This window comes from Frigoribacterium sp. AC759 (assembly GCF_979256015.1).
In genome coordinates this window covers 95736-119474 of record NZ_CEEDMT010000008.1, presented here as the reverse complement: position 1 = coordinate 119474, position 23739 = coordinate 95736, and the positions used below count along the sequence as shown (strand labels likewise).

At 72.0% G+C, this 23739-nt stretch carries 22 protein-coding genes; 10 read left to right on the top strand and 12 right to left on the bottom strand.

Going from position 1 to position 23739, the window contains the following annotated elements; all coding sequences use genetic code 11:
- Positions 1-27: 27 nt before the first annotated feature.
- Positions 28-471 carry a MarR family winged helix-turn-helix transcriptional regulator gene (locus ACZ6JE_RS08730; RefSeq protein ID WP_192061107.1) on the bottom strand — a complete coding sequence of 148 codons (444 nt, stop codon included), beginning with the start codon at positions 469-471 and terminating at the stop codon, positions 28-30.
- A gap of 174 nt (positions 472-645) precedes the next feature.
- Between ACZ6JE_RS08730 and ACZ6JE_RS08725 the strand changes: the two genes are divergently transcribed.
- From ACZ6JE_RS08725 to purU, 6 genes are all read left to right on the top strand, one after another.
- Complete coding sequence (locus tag ACZ6JE_RS08725) at positions 646-843, top strand: hypothetical protein (RefSeq protein ID WP_320479308.1); 198 nt, start codon at positions 646-648, stop codon at positions 841-843.
- A gap of 249 nt (positions 844-1092) precedes the next feature.
- Complete coding sequence (locus tag ACZ6JE_RS08720) at positions 1093-2397, top strand: MFS transporter (protein ID WP_464318707.1); 1305 nt, start codon at positions 1093-1095, stop codon at positions 2395-2397.
- Positions 2398-2555: 158 nt separating this feature from the next.
- Complete coding sequence (locus tag ACZ6JE_RS08715; RefSeq protein ID WP_320477484.1) at positions 2556-2804, top strand: hypothetical protein; 249 nt, start codon at positions 2556-2558, stop codon at positions 2802-2804.
- 138 nt (positions 2805-2942) lie between these two features.
- On the top strand, positions 2943-3617 hold the full coding sequence (locus tag ACZ6JE_RS08710; RefSeq protein WP_243215806.1) for an NADPH-dependent F420 reductase: 675 nt from the start codon (positions 2943-2945) through the stop codon (positions 3615-3617).
- Between the two features lie 122 nt (positions 3618-3739).
- Positions 3740-4153: a DUF1304 domain-containing protein gene (locus ACZ6JE_RS08705; RefSeq protein ID WP_192061103.1), complete on the top strand. Its 414-nt coding sequence runs from the start codon at positions 3740-3742 to the stop codon at positions 4151-4153.
- A 110-nt stretch (positions 4154-4263) separates the two neighbouring features.
- Positions 4264-5163, top strand: a complete 900-nt coding sequence (gene purU / locus ACZ6JE_RS08700; protein WP_464318706.1) for a formyltetrahydrofolate deformylase — start codon at positions 4264-4266, stop codon at positions 5161-5163.
- Between the two features lie 18 nt (positions 5164-5181).
- Here purU and ACZ6JE_RS08695 read toward each other — a convergent pair whose 3' ends face one another.
- Together ACZ6JE_RS08695 and ACZ6JE_RS08690 are read right to left on the bottom strand one after the other, a co-directional pair.
- Positions 5182-6342 carry a M23 family metallopeptidase gene (locus ACZ6JE_RS08695; protein WP_464318705.1) on the bottom strand — a complete coding sequence of 387 codons (1161 nt, stop codon included), beginning with the start codon at positions 6340-6342 and terminating at the stop codon, positions 5182-5184.
- Between the two features lie 205 nt (positions 6343-6547).
- Positions 6548-8437 carry an AMP-binding protein gene (locus ACZ6JE_RS08690; RefSeq protein ID WP_464318704.1) on the bottom strand — a complete coding sequence of 630 codons (1890 nt, stop codon included), beginning with the start codon at positions 8435-8437 and terminating at the stop codon, positions 6548-6550.
- Between the two features lie 453 nt (positions 8438-8890).
- Between ACZ6JE_RS08690 and ACZ6JE_RS08685 the strand changes: the two genes are divergently transcribed.
- Positions 8891-9871 (top strand): NAD-dependent epimerase/dehydratase family protein, encoded by a 981-nt coding sequence (locus ACZ6JE_RS08685; protein ID WP_464318703.1) that lies wholly within the window; start codon positions 8891-8893, stop codon positions 9869-9871.
- A 67-nt stretch (positions 9872-9938) separates the two neighbouring features.
- Here ACZ6JE_RS08685 and ACZ6JE_RS08680 read toward each other — a convergent pair whose 3' ends face one another.
- Positions 9939-10565, bottom strand: a complete 627-nt coding sequence (locus tag ACZ6JE_RS08680; RefSeq protein ID WP_192061098.1) for an NAD(P)-dependent oxidoreductase — start codon at positions 10563-10565, stop codon at positions 9939-9941.
- Positions 10566-10807: 242 nt separating this feature from the next.
- On the opposite strand from ACZ6JE_RS08680, the gene ACZ6JE_RS08675 reads away from it, so the two are divergent.
- The 3 genes from ACZ6JE_RS08675 to ACZ6JE_RS08665 all read left to right on the top strand — a co-directional run bounded on the left by ACZ6JE_RS08675 (position 10808) and on the right by ACZ6JE_RS08665 (position 12213).
- Positions 10808-11287 (top strand): GNAT family N-acetyltransferase, encoded by a 480-nt coding sequence (locus tag ACZ6JE_RS08675; protein ID WP_192061097.1) that lies wholly within the window; start codon positions 10808-10810, stop codon positions 11285-11287.
- Between the two features lie 62 nt (positions 11288-11349).
- A complete protein-coding gene (locus tag ACZ6JE_RS08670; protein ID WP_464318702.1) occupies positions 11350-11682 on the top strand; it encodes an MGMT family protein in 333 nt (110 codons plus the stop codon).
- An 81-nt stretch (positions 11683-11763) separates the two neighbouring features.
- Positions 11764-12213, top strand: a complete 450-nt coding sequence (locus ACZ6JE_RS08665) for a hypothetical protein (RefSeq protein ID WP_464318701.1) — start codon at positions 11764-11766, stop codon at positions 12211-12213.
- Positions 12214-12387: 174 nt separating this feature from the next.
- Here the strand turns inward: ACZ6JE_RS08665 and ACZ6JE_RS08660 are convergent, their stop codons facing one another.
- From ACZ6JE_RS08660 to sucC, 8 genes are all read right to left on the bottom strand, one after another.
- Positions 12388-13176, bottom strand: coding sequence for a GNAT family N-acetyltransferase (locus ACZ6JE_RS08660; RefSeq protein WP_464318700.1), 789 nt, complete (start codon positions 13174-13176; stop codon positions 12388-12390).
- A 121-nt stretch (positions 13177-13297) separates the two neighbouring features.
- Positions 13298-15250 (bottom strand): ABC transporter ATP-binding protein, encoded by a 1953-nt coding sequence (locus tag ACZ6JE_RS08655; RefSeq protein ID WP_464318699.1) that lies wholly within the window; start codon positions 15248-15250, stop codon positions 13298-13300.
- Positions 15247-17082, bottom strand: a complete 1836-nt coding sequence (locus tag ACZ6JE_RS08650) for an ABC transporter ATP-binding protein (protein WP_464318698.1) — start codon at positions 17080-17082, stop codon at positions 15247-15249. The genes ACZ6JE_RS08655 and ACZ6JE_RS08650 overlap by 4 nt, the downstream gene beginning before the upstream one ends.
- A gap of 311 nt (positions 17083-17393) precedes the next feature.
- The gene (gene purH, locus ACZ6JE_RS08645; protein ID WP_464318697.1) at positions 17394-19037 is read right to left on the bottom strand and encodes a bifunctional phosphoribosylaminoimidazolecarboxamide formyltransferase/IMP cyclohydrolase; all 1644 of its coding nucleotides are present in this window, start codon (positions 19035-19037) and stop codon (positions 17394-17396) included.
- Complete coding sequence (purN, locus tag ACZ6JE_RS08640) at positions 19034-19627, bottom strand: phosphoribosylglycinamide formyltransferase (RefSeq protein WP_320479295.1); 594 nt, start codon at positions 19625-19627, stop codon at positions 19034-19036. Before purN ends, purH begins: the two co-directional genes overlap by 4 nt.
- 73 nt (positions 19628-19700) lie before the next feature.
- Positions 19701-21320, bottom strand: coding sequence for a cell division protein PerM (locus tag ACZ6JE_RS08635; protein WP_464318696.1), 1620 nt, complete (start codon positions 21318-21320; stop codon positions 19701-19703).
- 156 nt (positions 21321-21476) lie between these two features.
- A complete protein-coding gene (gene sucD, locus ACZ6JE_RS08630) occupies positions 21477-22364 on the bottom strand; it encodes a succinate--CoA ligase subunit alpha (RefSeq protein ID WP_464318695.1) in 888 nt (295 codons plus the stop codon).
- A 15-nt stretch (positions 22365-22379) separates the two neighbouring features.
- The gene (gene sucC / locus ACZ6JE_RS08625; protein WP_464318694.1) at positions 22380-23543 is read right to left on the bottom strand and encodes an ADP-forming succinate--CoA ligase subunit beta; all 1164 of its coding nucleotides are present in this window, start codon (positions 23541-23543) and stop codon (positions 22380-22382) included.
- Positions 23544-23739 lie beyond the last annotated feature (196 nt).

Sequence of the window (23739 nt, the reverse complement as noted above, 5' to 3'; positions counted from 1 at the left end):
CTGGGGGGGGCTGGTCTCGGGGGCGGGTCAGGCGGCGGCGCGGACCCGGTCGGCGACCCCGCCGAGCTGCTCGGTCAGCGCCGTCAGCACGTCGGGCGACAACCCGGTCGCCTCGCAGATCCGCTCGGGGATGCTCGCCGCCTCGGAGCGCAGCGCGTCGCCCGCCGGCGTCAGCGCCACCTGCACGGCCCGCTCGTCGACGGAGCCGCGACGCCGGGAGACGAGACCCTGCGCCTCGAGCCGGCGGAGCAGCGGCGACAGCGTGCCCGAGTCGAGGTGCAGACGCTGGCCGAGACCCGAGACGCCGGTCTCGCCGTCTTGCCAGAGCACGAGCAGCACGAGGTACTGCGGGTACGTGATGCCGAGCGGCTCGAGCAGGTCGCGGTAGCGGGACGTCAGGGCACGCGACGCGCTGTACAGGGCGAAGCAGATCTGCTCGTCGAGCAACGGGGTGCGCGCGGTGTCGGACATGACCCGACCGTAACACGTTGCGCGCAACACGGTTGAGCGCAACCGAAATCGGCCAGAGCGATGCAGGGCGCTAGGGCGCGGGTCCACCGCAGAGGAGCGGGCCCACCGAGGAGGCGCGGGTCGGCCGAGGAGGCGCGCGCGCCCCGTCCGCTCCCCGTCGCGTAGCGTGCACGCATGAGCTCCGACGACCCCACCGGCATGACCGACGACGAGAAGCGCCACGACCAGCTGACCCGTGCGCCGAAGTCCGACCCGGGCGACGACGCCCCGCGCATCACCACCGAGGATCGCGGCGACGGCGTCACCCGGATCGACGTCGCCGACACGGCCGCCGTCCGCCCGGGTAAAGGCGAGCCCCGCTCGGCCGGCTGACCCGCGCCTCCTTCGTCCTTCCTCGAGGTGACGCGATCGGGTGCCTGTTCGCCGCAGAGGGCACCGATCGCGTCACCTCGATGGCGGCTCGAGCCTCCTAGACGGCGGAGACCGGCCTCGGCTACCATCGACCCTGGTCGCACGTCACGCGCGGCCCCGGGCGCGCACGACAGCGCGCAGTCGGGATCACCATCCTCCCCGTGTCACACGGGTAGCAGGAACGGCGCCCGCCGACGACCGAGACCTCACATGACGATCACCTCCGCGCGTCCTTCGACGCCCACCGCCCCTCCCGCCAAGTTCCCCCTCGCCGGCCTGCTCGCTCTGGCCGTCGCGACGTTCCTCTCCATCTCGGGCGAGATGCTGCCGACCGGGCTGCTGCCCGAGATGAGCTCCGAGCTGGGCGTCAGCGAGTCGAGCATCGGTCTGCTGGTGAGCGTGTTCGCGTTCACCGTGGTGCTGACCAGCACGACGCTGACGCATCTGACGCGGCGGCTCCCCCGGCATCTGCTCATCGTCGGGCTGATCGTCGTGCTGGCGATCAGCGCGGGGCTGACCGCGATCGCGCCCACGTACGAGCTGGTCGTCGCGTCGCGGATCCTCGGCGGGCTCGCGCACGGCACGTTCTGGGCGATCGGCGGCGCGTACGCCGCTCACCTCGTGCCGCGCGAACAGGTCGGGCGCGCACTGGCCGTCGCGATGAGCGGCGGCACGCTGGCGTTCGTGCTGGGCGTACCGCTCGGCACGGCGGCCGGCCAGGCCCTCGGCTGGCGCCCCGCGTTCGGTCTACTGGCCGCATTGATGGCCGTGGGCGCGGTGCTCGTCTGGCGGCTGCTGCCCCCGGTGCCGACACCCGCCGACGCCGACGCCGACGCCGAGTCCACCGAGGCCGCGACGACGATGGTCCCTGCGACGGGATCGGTGCCGATCGTGCCGACCCGCGCCTCCTCGGCTCCCCGTCGACGGGGTTCGCTGCCGAAGCCGTCGGTGCTCGGCGTGGTCTTCAGCTGCGTCATCACCGCGGTGTTCATGGTCGGTCACTACTCGTTCTTCACGTTCATCGCGCCGTACCTGGTGCGCTCGACGGGCATCGCGGAGTCGTCGCTCAGCGCCGCGCTGTTCGCGTTCGGCATCGCCGGGGGCGTCGGTCTGCTGATGGTCGGCTGGTTCCTCGGCAAGCGCCCCCGCATCAGCATCCCGATCGGCATCGGCGTGGTCGCCGTCTCGGTGTTCGCGATGATGGCGTTCGAGGGGCAGCCGACCCCGTCGCTGATCGCGTTCGTGGTGTGGGGTGTCACGTTCGGGGCGCTGCCGCCGCTGTTCCAGACGCGGATGCTGCAGGTCGCCCCGGCGAAGATGCGCGACCTCGCGAGCGCGTTCTACACGACCGGGTTCAACGCGGGCATCGGCGGCGGAGCCCTGATCGGCGCGATCGTGCTCGACGGTGCGGGGCTCGACGCGCTGCCGGTGCTGTACATCGTCGTCGCCGTGGTGGTGCTCGGGCTGGTGCTGGTCACCGACCGGGTGCTCGCGGTGCGGTCGGCGCGCTCGTAGGGGCCGGCTCGCGCCTCCGGCCGTCGAGGAGTCGCAACACGCCGTGCGACCGCGAGCGCCGCGGCGAGTCATGACTCATCGTCCCGACCCGAGCCCCGAAGTGGGGCGGACCACCGAACCAGCTCGTCCGCATACTCGAGAGACGGCAGGGGGCGACGATGGACACCGAGAGCACGACGACCGAGCGGTCCACGCGCTGCGCGGGCTGCGGCGAGACCGCCCGCCTCGCACCCAATCCGTACTTCGGCACGGGACTCTCGGTCCACCGCCACATCGTCACGTGCGCACGCTGCGGCACGCTCGGCTTCGCACCTCGCTCCGACCCCGAGCCGACGATCGAGACCGGGCCGACGCCGGTCGCGGCGGGGCCGTGGCGGCGACTCGCCTCGTGGTTGGGTGGGGCGTGACCGGGAGCGTCCGCGACCGACCGCACCGCGCCTCCTGAGCGCCGCCCGCCCTCTCGCACCGCGCCTCCTGAGCGCTCCCTGATCCGCTGCTGAACCCCAGCCCAGAATGCCCGCCCCCTCAGGGCGTTGGCTGGCCGCATGACAACAATCGGAATCATCGGAGCAGGCAACATCGGCAGCCAGGTCGCTCGCGCGGTCATCGAGCAGGGCTACGACGTCGTGATCAGCAACTCGCGCGGGCCCGAGACGCTCGCCGATCTGGTCGCCGACCTCGGCCCGAAGGCACGTGCGGCGACGGCCGAGGAGGCGGGCGAGGCAGGCGAGATCGTCGTCGTCACCGTCCCGTTGAAGAACGTCGAGGAGGTGCCGGTCGAGCCGCTCGCCGACAAGATCGTCATCGACACCAACAACTACTACTTCGAGCGCGACGGGAACATCGCCGCCCTCGACAACGGCGTCGACACCGTCTCGCAGATGCTGCAGCGCCACCTGCCGACCAGCAAGGTCGCCAAGGGCTTCAACCACATTATGGCGAAAGACATCACGACCGACGGCAAGCCCTCCGGCACCGAGGGGCGCCGCGCCCTCGCGACGTCGAGCGACTTCGAAGAGGCCGCCGAGCTCGTGCAGCGCCTCTACGACGAGCTCGGCTTCGACACCGTCAACGTCGGACCGCTGAGCGAGAGCTGGCGCGTCGAGCGCGACCAGCCCGCCTACGTCGTGTCGCAGACCCGCGCCGAGCTCGTCGAGAACCTCGGGAAGGCCACCCGCGCCACCGCGACCACCGAGCCCGCCCCGCACTCCGAGGCGTAACGCCCCACGGCGCGGCGCCCCGCGGCGCCGGGCGTTCATCGAAGTGACCCGTCCAGGGCCCCGAGGTCGACTCCGGGCACCGAACGGGTCACTTCGACGATGAGGCGCCTTAGGCTGGCGGCATGCTCATCGTCTCACTCGTGGCCGCCACGCTCGCCGCCCTGCTGCACGTCTACATCTTCGTGATGGAGTCCGTGCTCTGGACGACGCCGCGCGTCCGCGCGACCTTCGGCATCACCGACGACCGGCAGGCCGAGTTCACGAAGCCGATGGCCTTCAACCAGGGCTTCTACAACCTCTTCCTCGCGATCGTGACGCTCGTCGGCGTCGTGCTGGTTGCGTCCAGCCGAGGAGGCGCGGGTCAGCTCGCAGACACCTCCCCCGCAGGTCTCGCCCTCCTGGTGGCGGGCACGGGCTCGATGCTCGCCGCAGCGCTCGTGCTGGCGCTCTCCGACCGCACGAAGCTGCGTGCGGCGGCGACGCAGGGGCTCTTCCCGCTCGTGGCCCTCGTGGCACTGCTGGTCGCCGCGCTCTGAGCCGACCCGCACCTCCACCCCGCGCCTCCTGCATCGAGGAGTCACGACTCGCCGCGCGCACCGGGTCCGCGCGGCGAGTCGTGACTCCTCGCTGTCGGTAACCTGGGCGGGTGACCGACGCGACCACCGCCTCCAGCGCTTCCACCGCCTCCACCGCCTTCCCCTCGACGCACTGGACCCTGACGCTCGTCTGCCAGGACCAGCCCGGCATCGTCCACGCGATCAGCGGTGCCGTGGTGCAGGCCGGCGGCAACATCACCGAGTCGGCGCAGTTCTCGAGTCACGACACCGGCACGTTCTTCATGCGCCTGCAGGTCGAGGCGCCCGGTGAGCGCACCGCGCTGGAGGAGGCGCTCGCGCCCGTGCTGGCCCGCTACGACATGCAGGCGAAGCTCGACGTGGTCGGTCGACCGATCCGCACGCTCGTGCTGGCGAGCAAGGCGGCGCACTGCGTCAACGACCTGCTCTTCCGGCAGCGCGCCGGGCAGCTGCCGATCGAGGTGCCGCTGGTGCTCGCGAACCACGACGACCTCTCGGGGCTCGCCGAGTTCTACGGCAAGCGCTTCGAGCACCACCCCGTCACCGACGCCGAGTCGAAGGCGGCGTTCGAGGCCCGGGTGCTGCAGGTCGTCGACCGGTACGACATCGAGCTCGTCGTGCTGGCGCGCTACATGCAGATCCTCAGCCCCGAGCTGTGTGCGGCGCTGGAGGGGCGGGCGATCAACATCCACCACTCGTTCCTGCCCGGGTTCAAGGGGGCCAACCCGTATCGGCAGGCGCACGCCCGCGGGGTCAAGCTGATCGGCGCGACGGCGCACTTCGTCACGAGCGACCTCGACGAGGGGCCGATCATCGAGCAGAACGTCGTCCGCGTCGACCACACGCGCAGCGCCCCCGAGCTGATGGCGATCGGACAGGACGAGGAGAGCCGCACCCTCACGCAGGCCGTCCGCTGGTTCGCGGAGGATCGCGTGCTGCTCGACGGAGCCCGCACGATCGTCTTCCGCTGAGGCGGGGCCTGCGACGACTCAGAGCGTGCGGCCGGCGTTCGCGTCGAGCCAGGCCTTGGGGTCGATCTGCGTCGATCCGCCCATCAGCACCTCGAAGTGCAGGTGCTCGCCCGTCGCGACACCGGTGCGACCGACCGTGCCGACGAGCTCGCCGACGCCGACCTGCTGACCGACGTACATCGGGCTCGAGCCCGACCGCATGTGCGCGTACATCGTACTCACCAGACCGCCGTCGATCACGTGATCGATGACGACGTAGGTGCCGAACTGGGCGTGGACTCCGGCGGTGCGGACCGTGCCAGCCGCGACGGCGCCGATCGGGGTGCCGCCGCCGGGGGTCATGTCGAGCCCCATGTGCATGCTCGAGCACGCCGCGCACGGTGCGCTACGGGGGCCGAACCCCGAGCTCAGCACGACGCTGCCCGGGAACGGCCACCGGATGTCGCCGGCACCGCTGTTGACGACGGTGCCGCCACCCGAGGCGACGCCCCCCGCGGCGCCGACGACGGCGTCGGAGGACGACGAGCGGCTCGACGAGCCGGAGTCGGACACGACCGGGGCCTTCACCACGGGCGGCGGGGGCGGCGGCGGCGGCGGATCGGTCACACCGTACGAGTCGCGCTCGGCGACGGCGAGCACGACGAGCGAAGCGGCCATCGTCTGACCCGTCATCGGAGCGGCCGTCGACACGGGGATCCCCGAGCCGCCCAGGTCGGAGGCCGACGCGGGAGTCACGTTCGACGAGAAGAACAGGGTCGCCGCCAGCAGCGCGAACGCCGGGACGGCCGCCTCACGCGCACGCCGGGCCAGGAAGCTCGGACGACGGGAGGGCAGGAGGCCCGGTTCGGGACCCGAGACGACCCGCGTCGAGCGCATAGGGACGCGAGCGACGGCCAGCTGACGTCGTGCCGCGGGGTGCTGCGCGGGAGTGGCCTGCGGGGCCGGGGCCTGCGCGGCGGGGGCCTGCGCGACGGCGTGCTGCGTGGCAGGGGCCTGCGTGGCAGGGGCCTGCGCGACCGGTGCTGTCTTCGGGGCCGGGGCGTGCGCGGCGGGTGCCTCTGAAGCGGCAACCGAGACGTCTGTGTCGACCCGCGCCTCCGGGGCTGCGGCAGCCGCGCGCTCACGGGCCAGGGCCTCGCGCCGGGTCAGGGGCGGAGCATCGTGCCGAGGGTCGCTCACGAGACGGTCGTCGTCTTGTCGGCGCAGCGGATCACGGTTCTCCTCGGGGTGGATGCATCGAGTTTAGGCAAGAAGGCGCGAGACGACCAGGGGCTCGGCCGATGTCGTCGAGAAATCTTCATGCCCGTGGTCGCCGCGCCGCGCCTCCTCGGCGTCGATCAGGCGCCCGCGCCCGTGTCCCCGCCCGCGCCGGCGCCGGGCCGAACTACCCGCGCAGCCCGGGGAAGTCCGAGTCGCGGAACTCCCCCGCGATCCGCTCGCTCGAGACCGCGGCGTCCTCCTCGCGCTGCCGCAGCTCGACGCGGCGGATCTTGCCCGAGATCGTCTTCGGCAGCTCGTCGACGAACTCGACGCGGCGCACGCGCTCGTAGGCCGGCAGCCCGGTGCGGGCGTGGGCGAGCACCGAGCGGGCGGTCTCCGCCGAGGCCTCGACACCGGCCGCCAGCGTCACGTACGCCTTCACCACGGCCAGTCTCACGTCGTCGGGAGCGGGCACCACGGCCGACTCGGCGACGGCGGGGTGCTCGATCAGCACGCTCTCGACCTCGAACGGCGAGACCTTGTAGTCCGACGACTTGAAGACGTCGTCGGTCCGCCCGACGAAGGTGATCATGCCGTCGGCGTCACGGGAGGCGACGTCGCCGGTGTGGAACAGCCCGTCGCGCATCGACGACTCGGTGCGCGCCGCGTCGCCGAGGTAGCCCGTCATCAGGTTCACTGGTCGGGTGGTCAGGTCGAGGCAGACCTCGCCCTCGTCGCCGACCTCGCCCGTGACCGGGTCGACGAGCACGACGTCGACGCCGGGCAGGGCGCGCCCCATCGACCCGGCCTTGATGGTGCCGCCGGGGGCGTTGGCGATGATCGCGGTGGTCTCGGTCTGCCCGTAGCCGTCGCGGATGTCGAGCCCCCAGCCCTGCTGCACGCGCGAGATGACCTCGGGGTTCAGCGGCTCGCCGGCCGAGAGCGCCTCGCGCAGAGCGTGCGGTCGGGCGCCGAGCGACGACTGGATCAGCATGCGCCACACGGTCGGCGGCGCGCAGAACGACGTGACGGAGGCGCGCTCGAGCTGGTCGCGCAGCTCCGCCGGCCGGAACCGCCCGTAGTTGTAGACGAACACGGTGGCCTCGGCCGTCCACGGCGCGAAGAAGCAGCTCCAGGCGTGCTTGCCCCAGCCGGGCGACGAGATCGTCATGTGCACGTCGCCGGGGCGGACCCCGAGCCAGTACGTCGTGCTCAGGTGCCCGACCGGGTACGAGGCGTGCGAGTGCACGACCATCTTGGGGCGGCTCGTGGTGCCCGAGGTGAAGTAGACGAGGCAGGGGTCGTCGGTCGCGGTGACGACGTCGGGGCGCACCGAGGAGGCGCGGTGCGAGTCGTCGAAGGAGACCCAGCCCGCGGGTGCGGCGCCGGCTGCGGCTGCGGGTGCGGCGCCGGCTCCGGCTGCGGCGCCGGCTCCGGCTGCGGCGCCGGCTCCGGCTGCGGCGCCGGCTCCGGCTGCGGCCGCGGCTCCGGCTCCGGCTGCGGCCGCGGCTCCGGCCGACGGCAGCACGGCGATGCGGGTGACCGCGTCGATGCCGGGAACGGCGTCGAAGACCGCCGCGTCGGACGCGTTCGCGACGACGTGCCGCACGAGCCCGCGCTCGATGCGGTCGGCGAGGTCGGCGGTGCCGAGCACGGTCGAGGTCGGCAGGATGACCGCGCCGATCTTCATCACCGCGAGCATCGCCTCCCACAGCTCGACCTGGTTGCCGAGCATGAGCATGACGTGGTCGCCCCGGGCGACGCCGAGTCCGTGCAGCCAGACGGCGACCTGGTCGCTGCGGCGGCGCATCTCGTCGAAGGTGATGCGCTGCTCGGAGCCGTCCTCCTCGACGAGCCAGAGTGCGATGCGGTCGTTGTCCCGCGCCATGACGTCGAACCAGTCGACGGCCCAGTTGAAGCGGTCGCCGACGTCGGGCCAGCGGAACTCGGCGCCGGCCCGGTCGAGATCGTCGCCGAGGGCGAGCAGGTGGTCGCGCGCGGCGCGGAACGCCGTCGTCGCCGCCGAGTCGCCGGGTGCGCTGCTCGGGGTCGGGGAGGAGGTCGCGTCGTGCATCACGCCATCATGCACCCGCATGCATGCCGCCCCCGGCATGCGGCCCCGACTCCCCTCTCGTCCCCCCCCCTCTCATCGAAGTGACGCGTTCGGGCCCCTGACCCGCGCCTCCTACCCCTTTCGCGTCACCTCGATGCGGCCGGGCACGCTCCGCCCCGCACCGCTCATCGAAGTGACGCGTTCGGGCCCCTGACCCGCGCCTCCTACCCTTTTCGCGTCACTTCGATGTGGCCCGACCCCACGCCGCTCCCGCACCGCCCATCGAGGTGACGCGTTCGGGGCACCGGCCCGCGCCTACTGCCCCTTTCGGGTCACCTCGACGCGGCTCGGCCCCGCTCCGCTCCCGCACCGCTCATCGAGGTGACGCGTAGGGGGCACCGGACCGCGCCTCCGGCACCCTTCGCGTCACCTCGATGTGGCCCGGCCCCGGCGGAACGGGTGCACAGTGGGGCGATGACGACGACGTCCCTCCTCGTGATCGGCGGCACCGGGCAGATCAGCGCGGCGGTGGTGCGGCAGGCCCTGCTCGACGGCGTGGCCGTGACCGTGCTCAAGCGCGGGAGCACCTCCATCAGACCGCTGCCGGCGGGCGTCGAACAGCTCACCGCCGACGTGCGCGACGAAGAGGCGGTGGTCGCCGCCCTGCACGGCCGCCGCTTCGACAGCGTCGCCGACTACCTCACGTTCACGCCCGAGCAGCTCGCGTCGATGCTGCGGGTCGTGGCGCCGCTGACCGATCAGTACATCTTCATCGGCTCGGCCTCGGCCTATCAGAAGCCCCCGGTCTCGTTGCCGATCACCGAGGCGACGCCGCTGTTCAACCCGTGGTGGGCCTACTCGCGAGACAAGATCGCGTGCGAGCGGCTGCTGCGCGACGAGCACCAGGCCGGCCGGGTGCAGGCCACCGTCGTGCGCCCCTCGCACACGTACGACGAGACGCACGTACCGCTGCTCGGCGGCTGGACGACCATCGAGCGCATGCGCCGGGGCGACGCGATCGTGCTGCACGGCGACGGCACGTCGATGTGGGCGCTGACGCACTCCACCGACTTCGCGCGGGCGTTCGTCGCGCTGCTCGGCCACCCCGACGCGATGGGCGAGGCGTTCAGCATCATGGCGCCCGAGCAGCTCACCTGGAACATGATCGCGCGCGATCTCGCCGACGCCGCCGGGGCGCCGCTGCACCTCGTCCACCGCACCACTCACGACATCACCGAGACTGTTCCCGAGTGGACCGCAGACCTCTGCGGCGACCGCAGCCACCCGGCCGTGTTCGACACGGCGAAGATCCGTGCGATCGCCCCGGACTGGGAGGCGCGGGTCCCGTTCGCCGAGGGAGCCCGCCAGATCGTCGCCTGGCACGACGCCGACCCGGCCCGCCGCGCGATCGACCCGGGGGTCGACGCCGCCTACGACCGGCTGGTCTCGCTGTAGCCGAGCGTGCGGGGAGCGCGGGCGTTGCGGGGGTCGCAGGGCTTGCGGGGGTTCCAGGAGGCGCGGGTCAGGAGTCCGCGCCGGTCACGACCGCGGTCCGCCGCGACCAGGTGCCGTCGCCGAGCTGCGCGAGCATGAAGCGGGCGACGTCGGCGCGCGAGACCTTCGTCGAAGCCCCCGCCGGCAGCCTCTCGGCGACGACGATGTCGCCGGTCGCGGGGCCGTCGACGAGACGGGTGGGGTAGACGAGGGTCCAGTCGAGGTCGCTGGCGCGGACCTCGGCGTCGGCGACCTCCTTGGCCGCGTAGACCCTGCCCAGCACGCTGTGGAAGAACATCTTCTGCAGCGGCCCGGCGTCGCGTTCGCTGTCGCCGACCCCGAACGCCGAGCAGACGATCAGGCGCTCGACGCCGGCGGCGTCCATGGCGGGCAGCAGCACGCGCCCGACCTCGAGCTCGACCGGCACCCTGAAGTTGCGCGAGCCCACGGCGTTCAGCACGACGTCGCGCCCGTCGACCGCCTCGGCCATGTGGGAGGCGGTGGTCGCGTCGCCGACGACGACGTCGACCCCGTCGCTGGTGTCGAGGGCGGTCGCATCGCGGACGAGCACCCGCACGTCGTGCCCCGCGGCGAGGGTGGTGCGGAGGAGGTGCGAGCCGACGCCTCCGGTCGCTCCGAGCAGGAGGATCTTCACGGGGGGCTCCTTCGAGGCGCGGATGGGGCATGGCCGGAACCGGCGTGCCGAGAGGTCACCGTGTCGGTCGATGACTTGAATATGCAAGCCAACTCCCTGCCACCCGGCGGCGCCACCTCGAACCGCCAGCGGCCAGCGATCTCAGGGCCGAACCCGAGCGCGCTGTCAGGTGGCGCGGGTCGGCGGGTCGAGGCCGGGGTCGGTGCTGGTGCCGCGAGCGCCGCCGCCAGTAGCCTGAGGGCATGTCGGATCTCCGCCTCGAAGAACTGTCCGCCGCGACCGTGGTCGCGGCCAACAACCTGACGCTCAAGCCGGGCCAAGAGCAGTACGTGGCCCCGGTGTCGCACTCGATCGCCGAGGCGTACGTCAATCCGACGACCGCCTGGCCGCGCGTCGTCGTCGATGTCGACGGCGCCGATGGCGACAGCACGGTCGTCGGCTTCATCATGGGCAACTTCGACGCCTCGGCCGACGACGAGAAGCTGCGCAGCTGCATCTGGCGCATCAACGTCGAGGCCGATGCGCAGGGCCGCGGCGTCGGGCGGTTCGCCGTGCACGCTCTGGCCGACGAGGCCCGCAGCCGGGGGTTCGACCGACTGACGGTCATGTACGAACCCGGCGACGACGGGCCCGAGGAGTTCTTCGCCCGCATCGGCTTCGAGGTCGTCGGCGAGACCCCGTACGGCGAGCACTTCGCCGCGCTGAGGCTGACCCCGGCGTGAGCCCCGGTGCCGACGCGGGCGCTGGCCCGGGCCCTGGCGCGGAAACGGGCGCTGACCCCGGCGTGAGCCCCGGTGCCGACGCGGGCGACGGCCCCGGTGCCGACTTCGCCTCGCGCGTGGTCGAGGTCGTCGAGTCCATCCCGGCGGGCCGTGTCATGACGTACGGGTCGATAGCGGCCGTGCTCGGTTCGCGCGCCTCCCGTGCGGTCGGGCAGGTGATGGCGTACGCGGGGTCCGAGCTGCCGTGGTGGCGCGTCATCCGGGCGTCCGGGCATGCGCCCCGTGACCACGAGAGCCGCGCTCTCGAGATGTACCGGGTGGAGGGCACGCCGCTGCGGTGGTCTCGGGCGGGTGCGTTCCGGGTGGATCTCGAGCGCGCCTCCTGGGAGCCCTGACCAGCACGATCCTCCTGACGGATGAGACCGTCTCGACTCCGGGCTGATCCGCTCGGCGCCGGGAGGCGCTTGGCTCGGAGCATGCCCTCCGTCACCCGTCTCGTCGCCGCGACCGCCCTCGTCTCCGCACTCGCGTTCGGCCTCGCCGCCTGCTCGCTCGGCAGCCTCGGGTCCGACGAGCGGAGCTTCGAGTTCGACAGCTACGGCGAGGCGCCGAAGTCGGGCACGCGGTCGTTCGTGCTCGCCGGGTGGGTCCCCTCGGACGCCACGTCCATCCGCGCGGTCTCGCTCCGGGACGATCCCGAGGAGGCGGTTCTCACGTTCCGCACGACGACTCCCCTCGCCGACACCGCCGGCTGCGCCCCCGCCGATCCGCTCGAGTCGGCCCCGCCCGTCTCCCCCGACTGGTGGCCGGCCGACCTGCCGACCGCAGGGGTCGTCTGCGGCGAATGGTCGGTCGTGGCCGGCGACGACGGCCAGGTGTTCGCGTGGCGGGAGTCATCGCCGACGGAGGCCTCGAAGGCCCGCTGACCGTGCCTCACGGTCGGTGCGTGGCGTCTGCCGACCCCGGGCGAGTCCGACGCCGCCGGTCCACCCCGACCGCCCGCCTCCGACGGACTCGCCCGCCGTCGCCCCGCCGTCGCCCCGCGGTCGCCGGGCGGTCGCCGGGCGGTCGCCGGGCGGTCGCCGCGAGCGAAGCAGCGGTCAGCGCGTCCAGTCGTACGGCGTCGTCGTGGACACCTTTACGAGGCCGGACCGCTCGAGGATGGGCCGTGAGTCGTCGGTCGAGTCGCTGTGCACGAGCGTCTTGCCGAGTGCGACGGCCGAGCGCGCCCGGGCGGCGGTCAGCGCCCGGTAGATGCCGCGGTGCCGGTACGCCTCGAGGGTGGCACCGCCCCAGATGCCGACGAAGTCCGTGCCGGGCACCGGCTCGAGTCGGCCGCCGCTGACCATCCGGCCGTCGACCTCGGCGACCCAGAGCTCCATGCCGTCGTCCCGGGCGAGACGGGACAACAGCGCGTCGGCCTGTCTCGCGTCGACGGCCTCGCCGAAGGCCTCGTCGACCATCGCGCTCATCGCCCGCACGTCGGCCTCTGCCGTGACCCGCCGGACGGTCACCCCGGCCGGGACGTCGCCGACCTCGCAGAGCGCCGCGAGCGGTCCGATCATGATCGACTCCGGTTCACCGGGCGTGAAGCCGTGGGCGACCAGGGCGTCGTGCAGACCGGGCGCGTGGTCGTGGCCGCGCGACTTCCACTCGACGCGGTCGATCACGGGGTCGGCTCGGAAGTGCTCCAGCGCCTCGCCTACCAGCCCGCGGATGCGCCCGGCGTCGGAGCCGCCGAGATCGCGATACGTGACGAAGCCGCGCCCGGCGGCGAAGGTCACGAGCCGGAGCGGGCCCAGCGTCGTCACTCCGATCGCGCTCGGCGTCTCGGCATCGGTGCGGAGTTGATCGTCGTAGGCCTGCAGGTACCTCGTCGTGTCTGGCATCGGTCACACGCTAACGGACGGCAGACCGGAACGGGCGAGTCCGTCCGCCCCGGTCGGCCACGGCCGCCCGCCTCCGACGGACTCGCCCGTCGTCGCGCCAGGCGCCGCACCTCCGCCGACCTCACACGAGGGAGTCCCGCCACGCGGCGTGCAGCTGCGCGAACCGGCCGGTGCCCGAGATGAGGTCGGCGGGGCTGCCGTCTTCGACGACCCGGCCGTACTCCATAACCAGCACCCGGTCGGCGATCGCCACGGTCGAGAGCCGGTGCGCGATGATCAGCGCGGTGCGGTCGGCGAGCAGGGTCTGCAGCGCCTCCTGCACCATGCGCTCCGAGGGGATGTCGAGCGACGCCGTCGCCTCGTCGAGGATCAGCACGCTCGGGTCGGCGATGAAGGCCCGGGCGAACGAGAGCAGCTGACGCTGACCCGCGGAGACCCGCCCACCGCGCTTGTTCACGTCGGTGTCGTAGCCGTCGGGCAGCGCCATGATGAACTCGTGCGCCCCGACCGCACGGGCCGCCCGCTCGATGTCCTCGCGGCTCGCATCGGGCTTGCCGAGCGCGATGTTGTCCGCGACCGACCCCGAGAACAGGTAGGCCTCCTGCGTGACCATGACGATCGCTCGCCGGAGGTCTTTGGGGTGCAGGTCTCGGAGATCGACCCCGTCGAGCGTGATGCGCCCGCGGGTCGGGTCGTAGAACCGCGAGATCAGCTTCGCCAACGTCGACTTGCCGGCACCGGTCGAGCCGACCAGGGCGATCGTCTGCCCGGCGGGCACCGTCAGGTCGAACTCGGGCAGCACGACGGTGTCGGCGTTGTAGGCGAACTCGACGTCGTCGAACTCGACCCGGCCGGTGGCGTGCCACAGGTCGACCGGGTGCGTCGGGTCGGGCACGCTCGGCTGCTCTTCGAGCACGCCCGAGATCTTCTCGAGCGCGGCGGAGGCCGACTGGTAGCCGTTGTAGAACATCGCCATCTCTTCGGCCGGGTCGAAGAACCGCTTGGCGTACAGGGCCACCGCGAGCAGGGCGCCGATCGCCAGCGTGCCGTCGATGACACGGAACCCGCCGAACAGCACGACCGCGGCGAGGGTGGCGTTGCCGATCAGCACGAGACCCGGGTCGAAGGTGCCGAACAGGGTGAAGACCTTCGAGTTGGCCTGGCGGTAATCCTCGACGAATCCGCCGTACTCCTTCTCGTTGCGGCCCTCCTTGCGGAACGCCTGGACGGCGCGCATGCCGGTCATCGTCTCCACGAAGTGCACGATCACGCGGGCGCTCGTGACACGGGTCGCTCGGAACAGCTTCTGCGAGCGCACCTGGAACCACCGGGTCAGGGCGATCAGCGGCACGAGGGCGACGGCCAGCACGAGACCGCTCTGCGGGTCGAGGGCGACCAGCGCGATCGCCGTGAACAGCATGTAGAGCAGCCCCGAGACGAGCTGATTGATGCCCGAGTCGAGCAGTTCGCGGATCGAGTCGAGGTCGCTGGTCTGGCGCGAGATGATGCGCCCCGAGGTGTACGTCTCGTGGAACTCCAGGCTCAGTCGCTGCGTGTGCAGGAACAGCCGCTTGCGCAGGTCGATCAGGATCGCCTGGCTGATGCGCGCCGACAGCACCGTGTACTGCGCCATCAGCACGGCGCCGATCACGCCCGTGACGAGGTACACGACGACCACGAGGATGGCCGGCGCCCAGTCCTGCTGGTCCATCAGGGCGGGCAGGGCGCGGTCGATGCCGAAGGCGATCAGGGCAGGGCCGGCGACCTGGGCCCCGACGCTGACGACGACGATGACGCCCATGACGACGAGTCGCCATCGCAGCGGGTGGACCAGCGAGCCGAGGAGGCGCAGCGAACGCCCCCGGAGTCGCTTGCTCTCGTCGCGGGTGAAGTCGTCGCGCTCCTCGCCTCTGACCCCCTCGGTGGTCGAGCCCCGCCCGACGCGCTTCTCGGCCGGCGTGCGCCCGTCGAGGGCCTCACGCCCGGCGTCGCCGGTCTGGTCGCGGCCGGTCTGGTCGCGGCCCGTCTGGTCGCGGCCGGTCTCGTCGCGGTCGTCCGGTCTCTGGTCGCTCATGCGAGCACCTCGTCTCGGGTGGTGGTGTCGTCGTCGAGCGACGAGATGACGTAGCGGTAGTGCTCGTTGGTGGCGAGCAGGTCGGAGTGCGTGCCGACCGCGGTCACGACCCCGTTCTCGAGCAGGGCGACGCGGTCGGCGAGGGTGACGGTCGACGGCCGGTGGGCGACGATGAGCGACGTGGTCGAGGCCAGCACGCGTCGCAGCCCCGCCTCGACCCGGGCCTCGGTGTCGACGTCGAGCGCGGACAGGGGGTCGTCGAGCACGAGCACGGCGGGGCGGGCGGCGATCGCCCGGGCCAGGGCGAGACGCTGACGCTGACCGCCCGACAGGCTGAGCCCCTCTTCGCCGACGCGCGTGTCGACGCCGTCCGGCAGGCGGTCGACGAAGTCGGACTGCGAGATCTCGAGGGCCTCGCGCAGCACCCGGTCGGACTCGACGGTGTCGTCGGCGAGATCGGGTCGGCCGAGCAGCACGTTGTCGCGGACGGTCGCGCTGAACAGCGTGGCGTCTTCGAAGGCCATGCCGATGTGACGACGCAGCTCTTCACGAGTGAGATCGCGCACGTCGACGCCGTCGAGCAGCACCTGCCCGCCGGTGACGTCGTAGAGCCGCGGCGCCAGGGCCAGCAGAGTGGTCTTGCCCGAGCCGGTCAGACCGACCAGGGCCATCGTCTCGCCGGGCTCGAGCACGAGGTCGACGCCGTCGACCAGGTCGGGGAACTGCGCCGGGGAGTCCTGGTACCGGAAGTGGGCGCCCTTGAACTCGAGACGGCCCCGCGGCTGGTCGATGGTCTGCGGGTTCTCGGGGTCGGTCACGGTGTTCTCGCTGTCCATCACCTCGAAGAACCGGTCGGCCGCCGTGCGGGTGTCGAAGGTCATCGACAGCAGGAACCCGATCGACTCGACCGGCCAGCGCAGCACCGTCGCGGTCGCGAAGAACGCGAAGAGCTGCCCCACCGTCAGCTGCCCGTCGGCGGCGAGCCAGACGCCGCCGAGCAGGCACAGCGCGAACGCGACGTCGGGGACGAGCAGCAGCCACAGCCACAGCTTCGAGACGGCCCGCGCCTTCTCGATCTCGGTGCCTCGCAGGTCCTCGGCTTGCTTCTCGAACTCGCGCAGCGAGTGCTTGCCCCGCCCGAAGGCCTTCAGGACGCGGATGCCGTGCACGCTCTCCTCGACGCTGGTGGCGAGGTCCCCGACCTGGTCCTGGCTGCGACGCGCGACGAGCGAGTAGCGCTTCTCGAACGCGAAGCTGACCACGAACACCGGGAGCGACGCGACCACGAACAGCAGCCCGAGGGCCCAGCTGTAGAAGAACAGCACGACGAACCCGACGACGATCGTCAGCATGTTGACGACGAGCAGCACCAGCCCGAAGGCGAGCCATCGGCGGATGAGGCTGAGATCGCTGACCGAACGGCTGAGCAGCTGCCCGCTCTGCCACCGGTCGTGGAACGCCACGGGCAGGTCTTGCAGCTTCGCGTAGAGCGCGTTGCGCATCGACGCCTCGACGTGGGTGCTCGGTGTGAGCACGAGGCGCCGCCGGGCGGCGATCATGAGGGCCTCGACGACGCCGAGGGCGAGCACGACGGCGAACGCCGGCCACACCTGCGAACGGTCGCCGCTCGACAGCGGGCCGTCGACGAGCAGTTGCAGGACGACGGGGATGAGCAGGGCGACGACGGCGGCGAGCAGTGCCGCCACCATGCCGAGCACGATGCGCGGCACGGCCGGGCGGGCGTACGGGTAGAGCCGCGCGAGCGCGCGGAAGGTCGACGGTTTGGGCTCGGGGGTGGTCGATGACGGGGTGGAGGTGGACTGTGCTGACATGGCGGTTCCAAGTGTCGTCGTCTGGCGGGGGCGTCGCGGCTCGCGGCCCTGCCGCCGGGGATGTGTCGTGATGTCGGCGGCCTGTGGAGGACGCATCCGCCCGACCTGATCAGTCGTCCGGACCTGCTCGTGGCACGCAGCGGATCGTCACTCCACCGCGCTGGGCAGCCTTTCAGGATAGGTGCACGAACACCCCCGCCGCAAGACCGGTTGGTTCGGATCGCGACGGGGGCGTAGGGGCGGGGCCCGGGTGCGCGAGGCGCTGAGCGCGCTCGGAGCACTCGCAGGCCTCGCAGGCCTCGGGGCACGTCTCAGTGGAAGAAGTGACGCTCTCCCGTGAAGTACATGGTGACGCCCGCGGCCGTGGCGGCCGCGACGACCTCGTCGTCACGGATCGAGCCGCCGGGCTGGACGACGGCCCGGACACCGGCGTCGAGCAGCACCTGGAGTCCGTCGGCGAAGGGGAAGAACGCGTCGGACGCGACCACCGAACCCGTCGCGCGCTCGCCGGCGCGATCGACGGCGAGGTGGCACGAGTCGACCCGGTTGACCTGCCCCATGCCGACACCGACCGATGCGCCGCCGGTGGCGAGCAGGATCGCGTTCGACTTGACGGCGCGCGAGGCCTTCCAGGCGAACTCGAGATCGGCGCGCGTGGCCGCGTCGGCCTCGTCGCCGGCGACCAGCGTCCAGCCCTCCGACGAGAAGCCGGTGAAGCCGTCGGCGTCCTGCACGAGGAGGCCGCCCGAGATCTGCTTGACCTCGCGGTCGTCGCGCGAGTAGTCGGCGGGCAGCGTCAGCAGACGGATGTTCTTCTTCGCTCTGAGGATCTCGACGGCCTCGGGGTCGAAGCCGGGGGCGATGACCACCTCGGTGAAGATGTCGCGCACGGTCTCGGCCATGGCACGCGTGACGGGCCTGTTGGCGGCGATGACGCCCCCGAACGCCGACACGGGGTCGCAGGCGTGCGCCCGCCGGTGCGCGTCGGCGATGGCGTCGACGGCGCCCGGCGAGGCAACGGCGATGCCGCACGGGTTCGCGTGCTTGATGATCGCGACGGCCGGCTCGTCGAAGTCGTAGGCGGCCCGCAGCGCCGCGTCGGCGTCGACGTAGTTGTTGTACGACATCTCCTTGCCGTGCAGCTGCTCGGCCTGCGCGATGCCCTGCGCACCCGGGGTGGCGTAGATCGCGGCGGACTGGTGCGAGTTCTCGCCGTAGCGGAGGGTGTGCTGCAGCTCGGCCGAGACGGTGACCGTGGGGGCGAAGCCGACCCGCGCCTCCTCGGCTCCGTCTGTCGCGTCTGCGCTGTCAGAGTCGGCGTCGTGACCGACGTTCGCGGCGAAGTAGGCCGCGACGGCCGTGTCGTACGAGGCCGTGTGGGCGAACGCCTCGCCCGCGAGACGCTGCCGCTGCAGGAGGGTCGTGCCACCGGATGCGAGCGCGTCGACGATCTGCGGGTAGTTCGACGGCGAGACGACGATCGCGACGTTGGCGTGGTTCTTCGCGGCGGCCCGCACCATCGCCGGTCCGCCGATGTCGACGTTCTCGATCACCGTGGGCACGTCGGCGCCCGAGGCGACCGTCTCGACGAACGGGTAGAGGTTCACGACGACGAGCTCGAACGCCGCGATGTCGAGCTCGGCGAGCTGCGCCTCGTGCGACTCGAGCCGCAGATCGGCGAGGATGCCCGCGTGCACGGCCGGGTGCAGGGTCTTGACCCGCCCGTCGAGCGACTCGGGGAACCCGGTCACGGCGCTGACGTCGGTGACCTCGTGCCCCGCGTCGCGGATGGTGGAGGCCGTCGAGCCGGTCGACACGATCTCGACGCCCGCGCCGGCGAGCGCCCCCGCCAGGTCGAGCAGGCCGCTCTTGTCGCTGACGCTGATGAGCGCCCGCCTGACGGGCACGGTGTCGCGGTCTCGGTAGAGGCTGGGGTCGATGGCGTGGCCGCTCATGCGGTGGACTCCTGTTCGAGGTCGATCGTTCCGTTGGCGATGTCGAGCACGGTCTGCACGAGCAGTTCGCGTTCGACGAGCTTGATGCGGTCGTGCAGCGACGACTCGTCGTCGCCGGGCAGCACGGGGATGCGCTGCTGAGCCAGGATCGGGCCGCTGTCGACGCCGTCGTCGACGACGATGACGCTCGCACCGGTCTGATCGACACCGGCGGCGAGGGCGTCGCGGACTCCGTGCGCCCCGGGGAACTCGGGCAGATAGGCGGGGTGCGTGTTGATCAGGTTCGGGGCGAGGGCCTTGACGACACGAGGCGGCACGAGTCGCATGAAGCCGCTCAGCACCACCAGGTCGGGCTGCCACTGCCGCACCTGCGAGAGCAGTTCGTCACCCCAGGCCCCGCGGTCGGCGAAGCTCGAGAACGGCACCGTGAAGGTCGGCACCCCGAAGTGGTCGGCGTGCTCGAACCCGTCGGCGTCGCGATCGGCCCCGACGGCGACGACGCGCGCCGGGTACTCGGCGTCGTGTGCGGCTTCGAGCAGTGCCCGGAGGTTCGATCCGCCACCGGAGATGAGCACCACGAGCTTCAGCACGCGGCAAGCCTAGCGTGGCGCCTCGCGGCACCTCGCGGCCCCCCTCGACGCCCGGGTCGAACCCGGTGAGGGGTCAGCGGGTGATGCCGTCGATCCGGCCCGTGACGTCGGGGTCGTCGCCGCGATCAGCGCTGTCGCGGTCGCGGGCGTCGTCACGCTCGTCTCTGTCGCGGTCGTCGCGCGGTGCTGCGATCCTCGAGTCGTCGTCGACGCCGACGGTCTCCGCCTCGGAGGATTCGCCTGGCGCCGACTCGGGCGCGAGAGTGCTCGTGCCGGTACCGATGCCGGTCGCCGTCGCCGCGCCTCCTGCGGACTCGCCGGGCCGTGGCGTGCCGAACTCGCGAGGTGCGCGCGCTGTCTCGTCTGCAGAGCGGCCCGCGGACCCGGCGCCGCGCGAGGACGCAGCGGACGCCGTCGCCCCCGCATCGCGTGCGACCCCCGAGGAGGCGCGGGTCGGCAGACCCCCGCCCGTCACGAACCGAGGCGGCGCCACGATCATGGCCAGGACGGCGGGTACGGCGACCTCGAGCGCGGTGAAGCCGCCGACCGCCCAGGGGTTCGGGCCGACGTCGACGAGGCGACCAGGCCCCGCCGACCCGGCGGACGCCCAGGCCGCCGCCCCGAGAGCGACACCCGCCACGACGCCGGCGGTCACCCCGACGAGCACTCGACGCAGGGTGTCGTCGACACCGGCTGCCGCTAGAGCGGCCTGAAGTCTCGGGCGCAGCAGGGTCGTGACGACGTACGCGGCCACGACGGGCACGAGCAGCCCGACGAATGCGAAGGGCAGGTCGGCGGTCGGCAGCGCCCCGAAGATCGGAAGAGCGGGCAGCGGACCCACGGACGTGCCGAGGGGCGAGATGCCCGACCCGGTGCCGAGGGCGAACCCGGGACCGACGAGCCACGAAGCGGCCCAGACCACGATGTTCGGCAGAAGGGCGAGCTGGCCGATCGTCAGCGCGAGGCCACCGAGCAGACCCCCGTGGGCGCCTTCGTACAACGTGATGATCTGCGCGAAGTGCGTGAGCAGCAGCAGGGCGACGACGACCGCCGCGCAGGCGACCACGACGGACGCGATGGCGACGCCGGCCCGCAGCCCCCCGGCCGCGACGATGCGGGCGACGAGCGGTGCGCGGACGACGAGGCGGGTGACGGACGAGGCGATCGCGCCGGGGTCCTCTCCGCGACGACGGCGGGTGATCTCGGCCATCGCGAGCACGGGCACGGCGTAGACGAGCGGCGGCAGCACGACGGCCTGCCACAGCGACGGCGAGGCGAGCTCGTGCTGGGCGGTGGCGGCCAGGCCCGTCGACAGCAGCGCGAAGGTGCCGATCGTCGTCAGCAGGCCGACGACCCGGTGCTCGGTCTCGGCGATGGCACGACCTGCGCGGATGCCGAAGACGACCGTCAGGGCCGAGAACCCGAGGGCCGCGATGGTCAGGTGGATGGGAGCGTCGGCCCCGGCGACCCCCGTGGCCTCGGCGGCGGCACCGCCCAGTCTCAGGGTCACGTCGACCCCGTGCCCCACGAGCCAGGTGTCGATCGAGGCGCGCCAGAAGATGACCCAGTCGAGCTGCAGTCCGTACTGGAACGCCCAGAGCAGGCTGGTGATCGCGACCGGCAGCCCCACGCCGATGCCGACGACGAGCAGGGCTTCGAGCGCGGCGAAGGCGGCGGTTGCAGGGCGGTTCATCGAGGTCGACTGTACCGGCAGCCCCCGACGCTCTCCGAGCGCCTCGCCCTGAGCGCTCGCCCTGGCCGGACGCCGAACGGGCGTGTCCGTCGGCTCCGGGTCATGACGACCACCCGGTCTCGACGGACACGCCCGTTCAGGAGGCGCGGGTCGGCCCTACAGAGCCGCGTACACCTCGCGCAGGAGTGCGGCGGTCTCGCTCGGCGTCTTGCCGACCTTGACCCCGGCGGCCTCGAGGGCCTCCTTCTTCGCCTGAGCCGTGCCGGCCGAGCCGGACACGATGGCGCCGGCGTGACCCATGGTCTTGCCCTCGGGGGCGGTGAACCCGGCCACGTAGCCGACGACCGGCTTGGTGACGTGCGCCTTTATGTACTCGGCCGCCCGCTCTTCGGCGTCGCCGCCGATCTCGCCGATCATGACGATCGCCTTCGTGTCGGGGTCGGCCTCGAACGCCTCGAGGGCGTCGATGTGCGTCGTGCCGATGACGGGGTCGCCGCCGATGCCGATGGCCGTCGAGAAGCCCAGGTCGCGCAGCTCGAACATCATCTGGTACGTCAGGGTGCCCGACTTCGAGACGAGCCCGATGGGGCCTGCGCCCGAGATGGAGGCAGGGGTGATGCCGACGAGCGACTCGCCGGGCGTGATGATGCCAGGGCAGTTCGGTCCGATGATGCGGGTCGCGCCGCCCTTCGACTTCGCCAGCGCCCAGAACTCGGCGGCGTCTTGCACGGGGATGCCCTCGGTGATGACGACCACGAGCGGCACGGCGGCCTCGATGGCCTCCACGACGGCGTCCTTGGCGAAGGCCGGGGGCACGAAGACGATCGAGACGTCGGCGCCGGTCTCGGCGACGGCCTCGGTGACGGTGCCGAACACGGGCAGCTCGACGTCGCCGTGCGTCACGGTGGTGCCGGCCTTGCGGGCGTTGACCCCGCCGACGACCTGGGTGCCGGCCTTGAGCATGAGAGCGGTGTGCTTCGTGCCCTCACCGCCGGTGATGCCCTGGACGATGACCTTGCTGTCTTTGTTGAGGAAGATCGACATTGTTCTGTTCAGTCCTTACTTCGAAGCCAGCTCGGCGGCCTTGTCGGCCGCCTCGTCCATGGTCGCGACGACGGTGACAAGCGGGTGCGCCGCCTCCGCCAGGATCCGTCGACCCTCGTCGACGTTGTTGCCGTCCAGGCGGACCACGAGCGGCTTGGTGGCCGTGTCGCCGAGGATGCCGAGGGCGGCGACGATGCCGTTGGCGACCGCGTCGCAGGCCGTGATGCCGCCGAAGACGTTGACGAAGACGCTCTTGACCTGGGCGTCGCCGAGGATGACGTCGAGACCCGCGGCCATGACCTCGGCGCTCGCTCCGCCGCCGATGTCGAGGAAGTTAGCGGGCTTGACGCCGCCGTGCGCCTCCCCGGCGTAGGCGACGACGTCGAGAGTCGACATGACGAGACCGGCGCCGTTGCCGATGATGCCGACCTCGCCGTCGAGCTTCACGTAGTTGAGGCCGGCGGCCTTGGCCTTGGCCTCGAGGGGGTCGGCCGCATCGGCGTCTTCGAGCTCGGCGTGACCGGGGTGACGGAAGTCGGCGTTCTCGTCGATCGACACCTTGCCGTCGAGGGCGACGATGTCGCCCTGCTCGGTGAGCACGAGCGGGTTCACCTCGACGAGGGTCGCGTCTTCGCCCTCGTAGACGGCGTAGAGCTTGACGAGCACGGGGGCGACCTTCTCGACCAGCTCGGCGGGGAACCCGGCGGCCTTCGCGATCTCGGTGGCCTTCGCCAGGTCGATGCCCGAGCGGGGGTCGACCTCGATGCGGGCCAGCGCGTCGGGCTTCTCGACGGCGAGCTGCTCGATCTCCATGCCGCCCTCGACGCTGCAGAGCGACAGGTACGAGCGGTTGGCCCGGTCGAGCAGCACCGAGAAGTAGAACTCCTGAGCGATCTGCGCGCCGCCGGCGATCATGACCCGCTTGACGACGTGGCCCTTGATGTCGAGCCCGAGGATGTCGCGCGCGGCGGCCTCGGCCTCGTCGGGGGTCTTGGCGACCTTGACGCCGCCAGCCTTGCCACGGCCACCCACCTTGACCTGCGCCTTGACTACGGTCACGCCGCCCAGCTTCTCGGACGCGGCCCGCGCCTCCTCAGGGGTGTCGGCCGTGATGCCGGGCAGCACGGGCACGCCGTACTGCTCGAACAGGTCTCTGGCCTGGTACTCGAAAAGATCCACGCTGTTCTTCCAATCCGCATCGCTGCGCCATTGCTTCGCTCGGTCGTGCCGACGTGTCGGCGGAGGCCGGTCACCACCTGGTCGAACGGTCTCGACGTCGTGGCGACGGGCCCCGGTCAGCCTAGCGCCGAGCACTGACGGGCACGTGAACCGTCGGGCGACCTGTGAGCACCCGCCCGTCCGTCGCTCTGGGGAG

What these genes read in the sequence shown, in the direction of transcription:
- ACZ6JE_RS08665 (WP_464318701.1), top strand. Translation starts at nt 11,764, where the DNA reads ATGCCCTCCGTCACCCGTCTCGTCGCCGCGACCGCCCTCGTCTCCGCA.
- ACZ6JE_RS08720 (WP_464318707.1), top strand. Translation starts at nt 1,093, where the DNA reads ATGACGATCACCTCCGCGCGTCCTTCGACGCCCACCGCCCCTCCCGCC.
- ACZ6JE_RS08730 (WP_192061107.1), bottom strand. Translation starts at nt 471, where the DNA reads ATGTCCGACACCGCGCGCACCCCGTTGCTCGACGAGCAGATCTGCTTC.
- ACZ6JE_RS08725 (WP_320479308.1), top strand. Translation starts at nt 646, where the DNA reads ATGAGCTCCGACGACCCCACCGGCATGACCGACGACGAGAAGCGCCAC.
- ACZ6JE_RS08635 (WP_464318696.1), bottom strand. Translation starts at nt 21,320, where the DNA reads ATGAACCGCCCTGCAACCGCCGCCTTCGCCGCGCTCGAAGCCCTGCTC.
- ACZ6JE_RS08685 (WP_464318703.1), top strand. Translation starts at nt 8,891, where the DNA reads ATGACGACGACGTCCCTCCTCGTGATCGGCGGCACCGGGCAGATCAGC.
- purH (WP_464318697.1), bottom strand. Translation starts at nt 19,037, where the DNA reads ATGAGCGGCCACGCCATCGACCCCAGCCTCTACCGAGACCGCGACACC.
- ACZ6JE_RS08710 (WP_243215806.1), top strand. Translation starts at nt 2,943, where the DNA reads ATGACAACAATCGGAATCATCGGAGCAGGCAACATCGGCAGCCAGGTC.
- ACZ6JE_RS08650 (WP_464318698.1), bottom strand. Translation starts at nt 17,082, where the DNA reads ATGTCAGCACAGTCCACCTCCACCCCGTCATCGACCACCCCCGAGCCC.
- ACZ6JE_RS08705 (WP_192061103.1), top strand. Translation starts at nt 3,740, where the DNA reads ATGCTCATCGTCTCACTCGTGGCCGCCACGCTCGCCGCCCTGCTGCAC.
- ACZ6JE_RS08690 (WP_464318704.1), bottom strand. Translation starts at nt 8,437, where the DNA reads ATGCACGACGCGACCTCCTCCCCGACCCCGAGCAGCGCACCCGGCGAC.
- sucD (WP_464318695.1), bottom strand. Translation starts at nt 22,364, where the DNA reads ATGTCGATCTTCCTCAACAAAGACAGCAAGGTCATCGTCCAGGGCATC.
- ACZ6JE_RS08715 (WP_320477484.1), top strand. Translation starts at nt 2,556, where the DNA reads ATGGACACCGAGAGCACGACGACCGAGCGGTCCACGCGCTGCGCGGGC.
- ACZ6JE_RS08675 (WP_192061097.1), top strand. Translation starts at nt 10,808, where the DNA reads ATGTCGGATCTCCGCCTCGAAGAACTGTCCGCCGCGACCGTGGTCGCG.
- ACZ6JE_RS08660 (WP_464318700.1), bottom strand. Translation starts at nt 13,176, where the DNA reads ATGCCAGACACGACGAGGTACCTGCAGGCCTACGACGATCAACTCCGC.
- ACZ6JE_RS08655 (WP_464318699.1), bottom strand. Translation starts at nt 15,250, where the DNA reads ATGAGCGACCAGAGACCGGACGACCGCGACGAGACCGGCCGCGACCAG.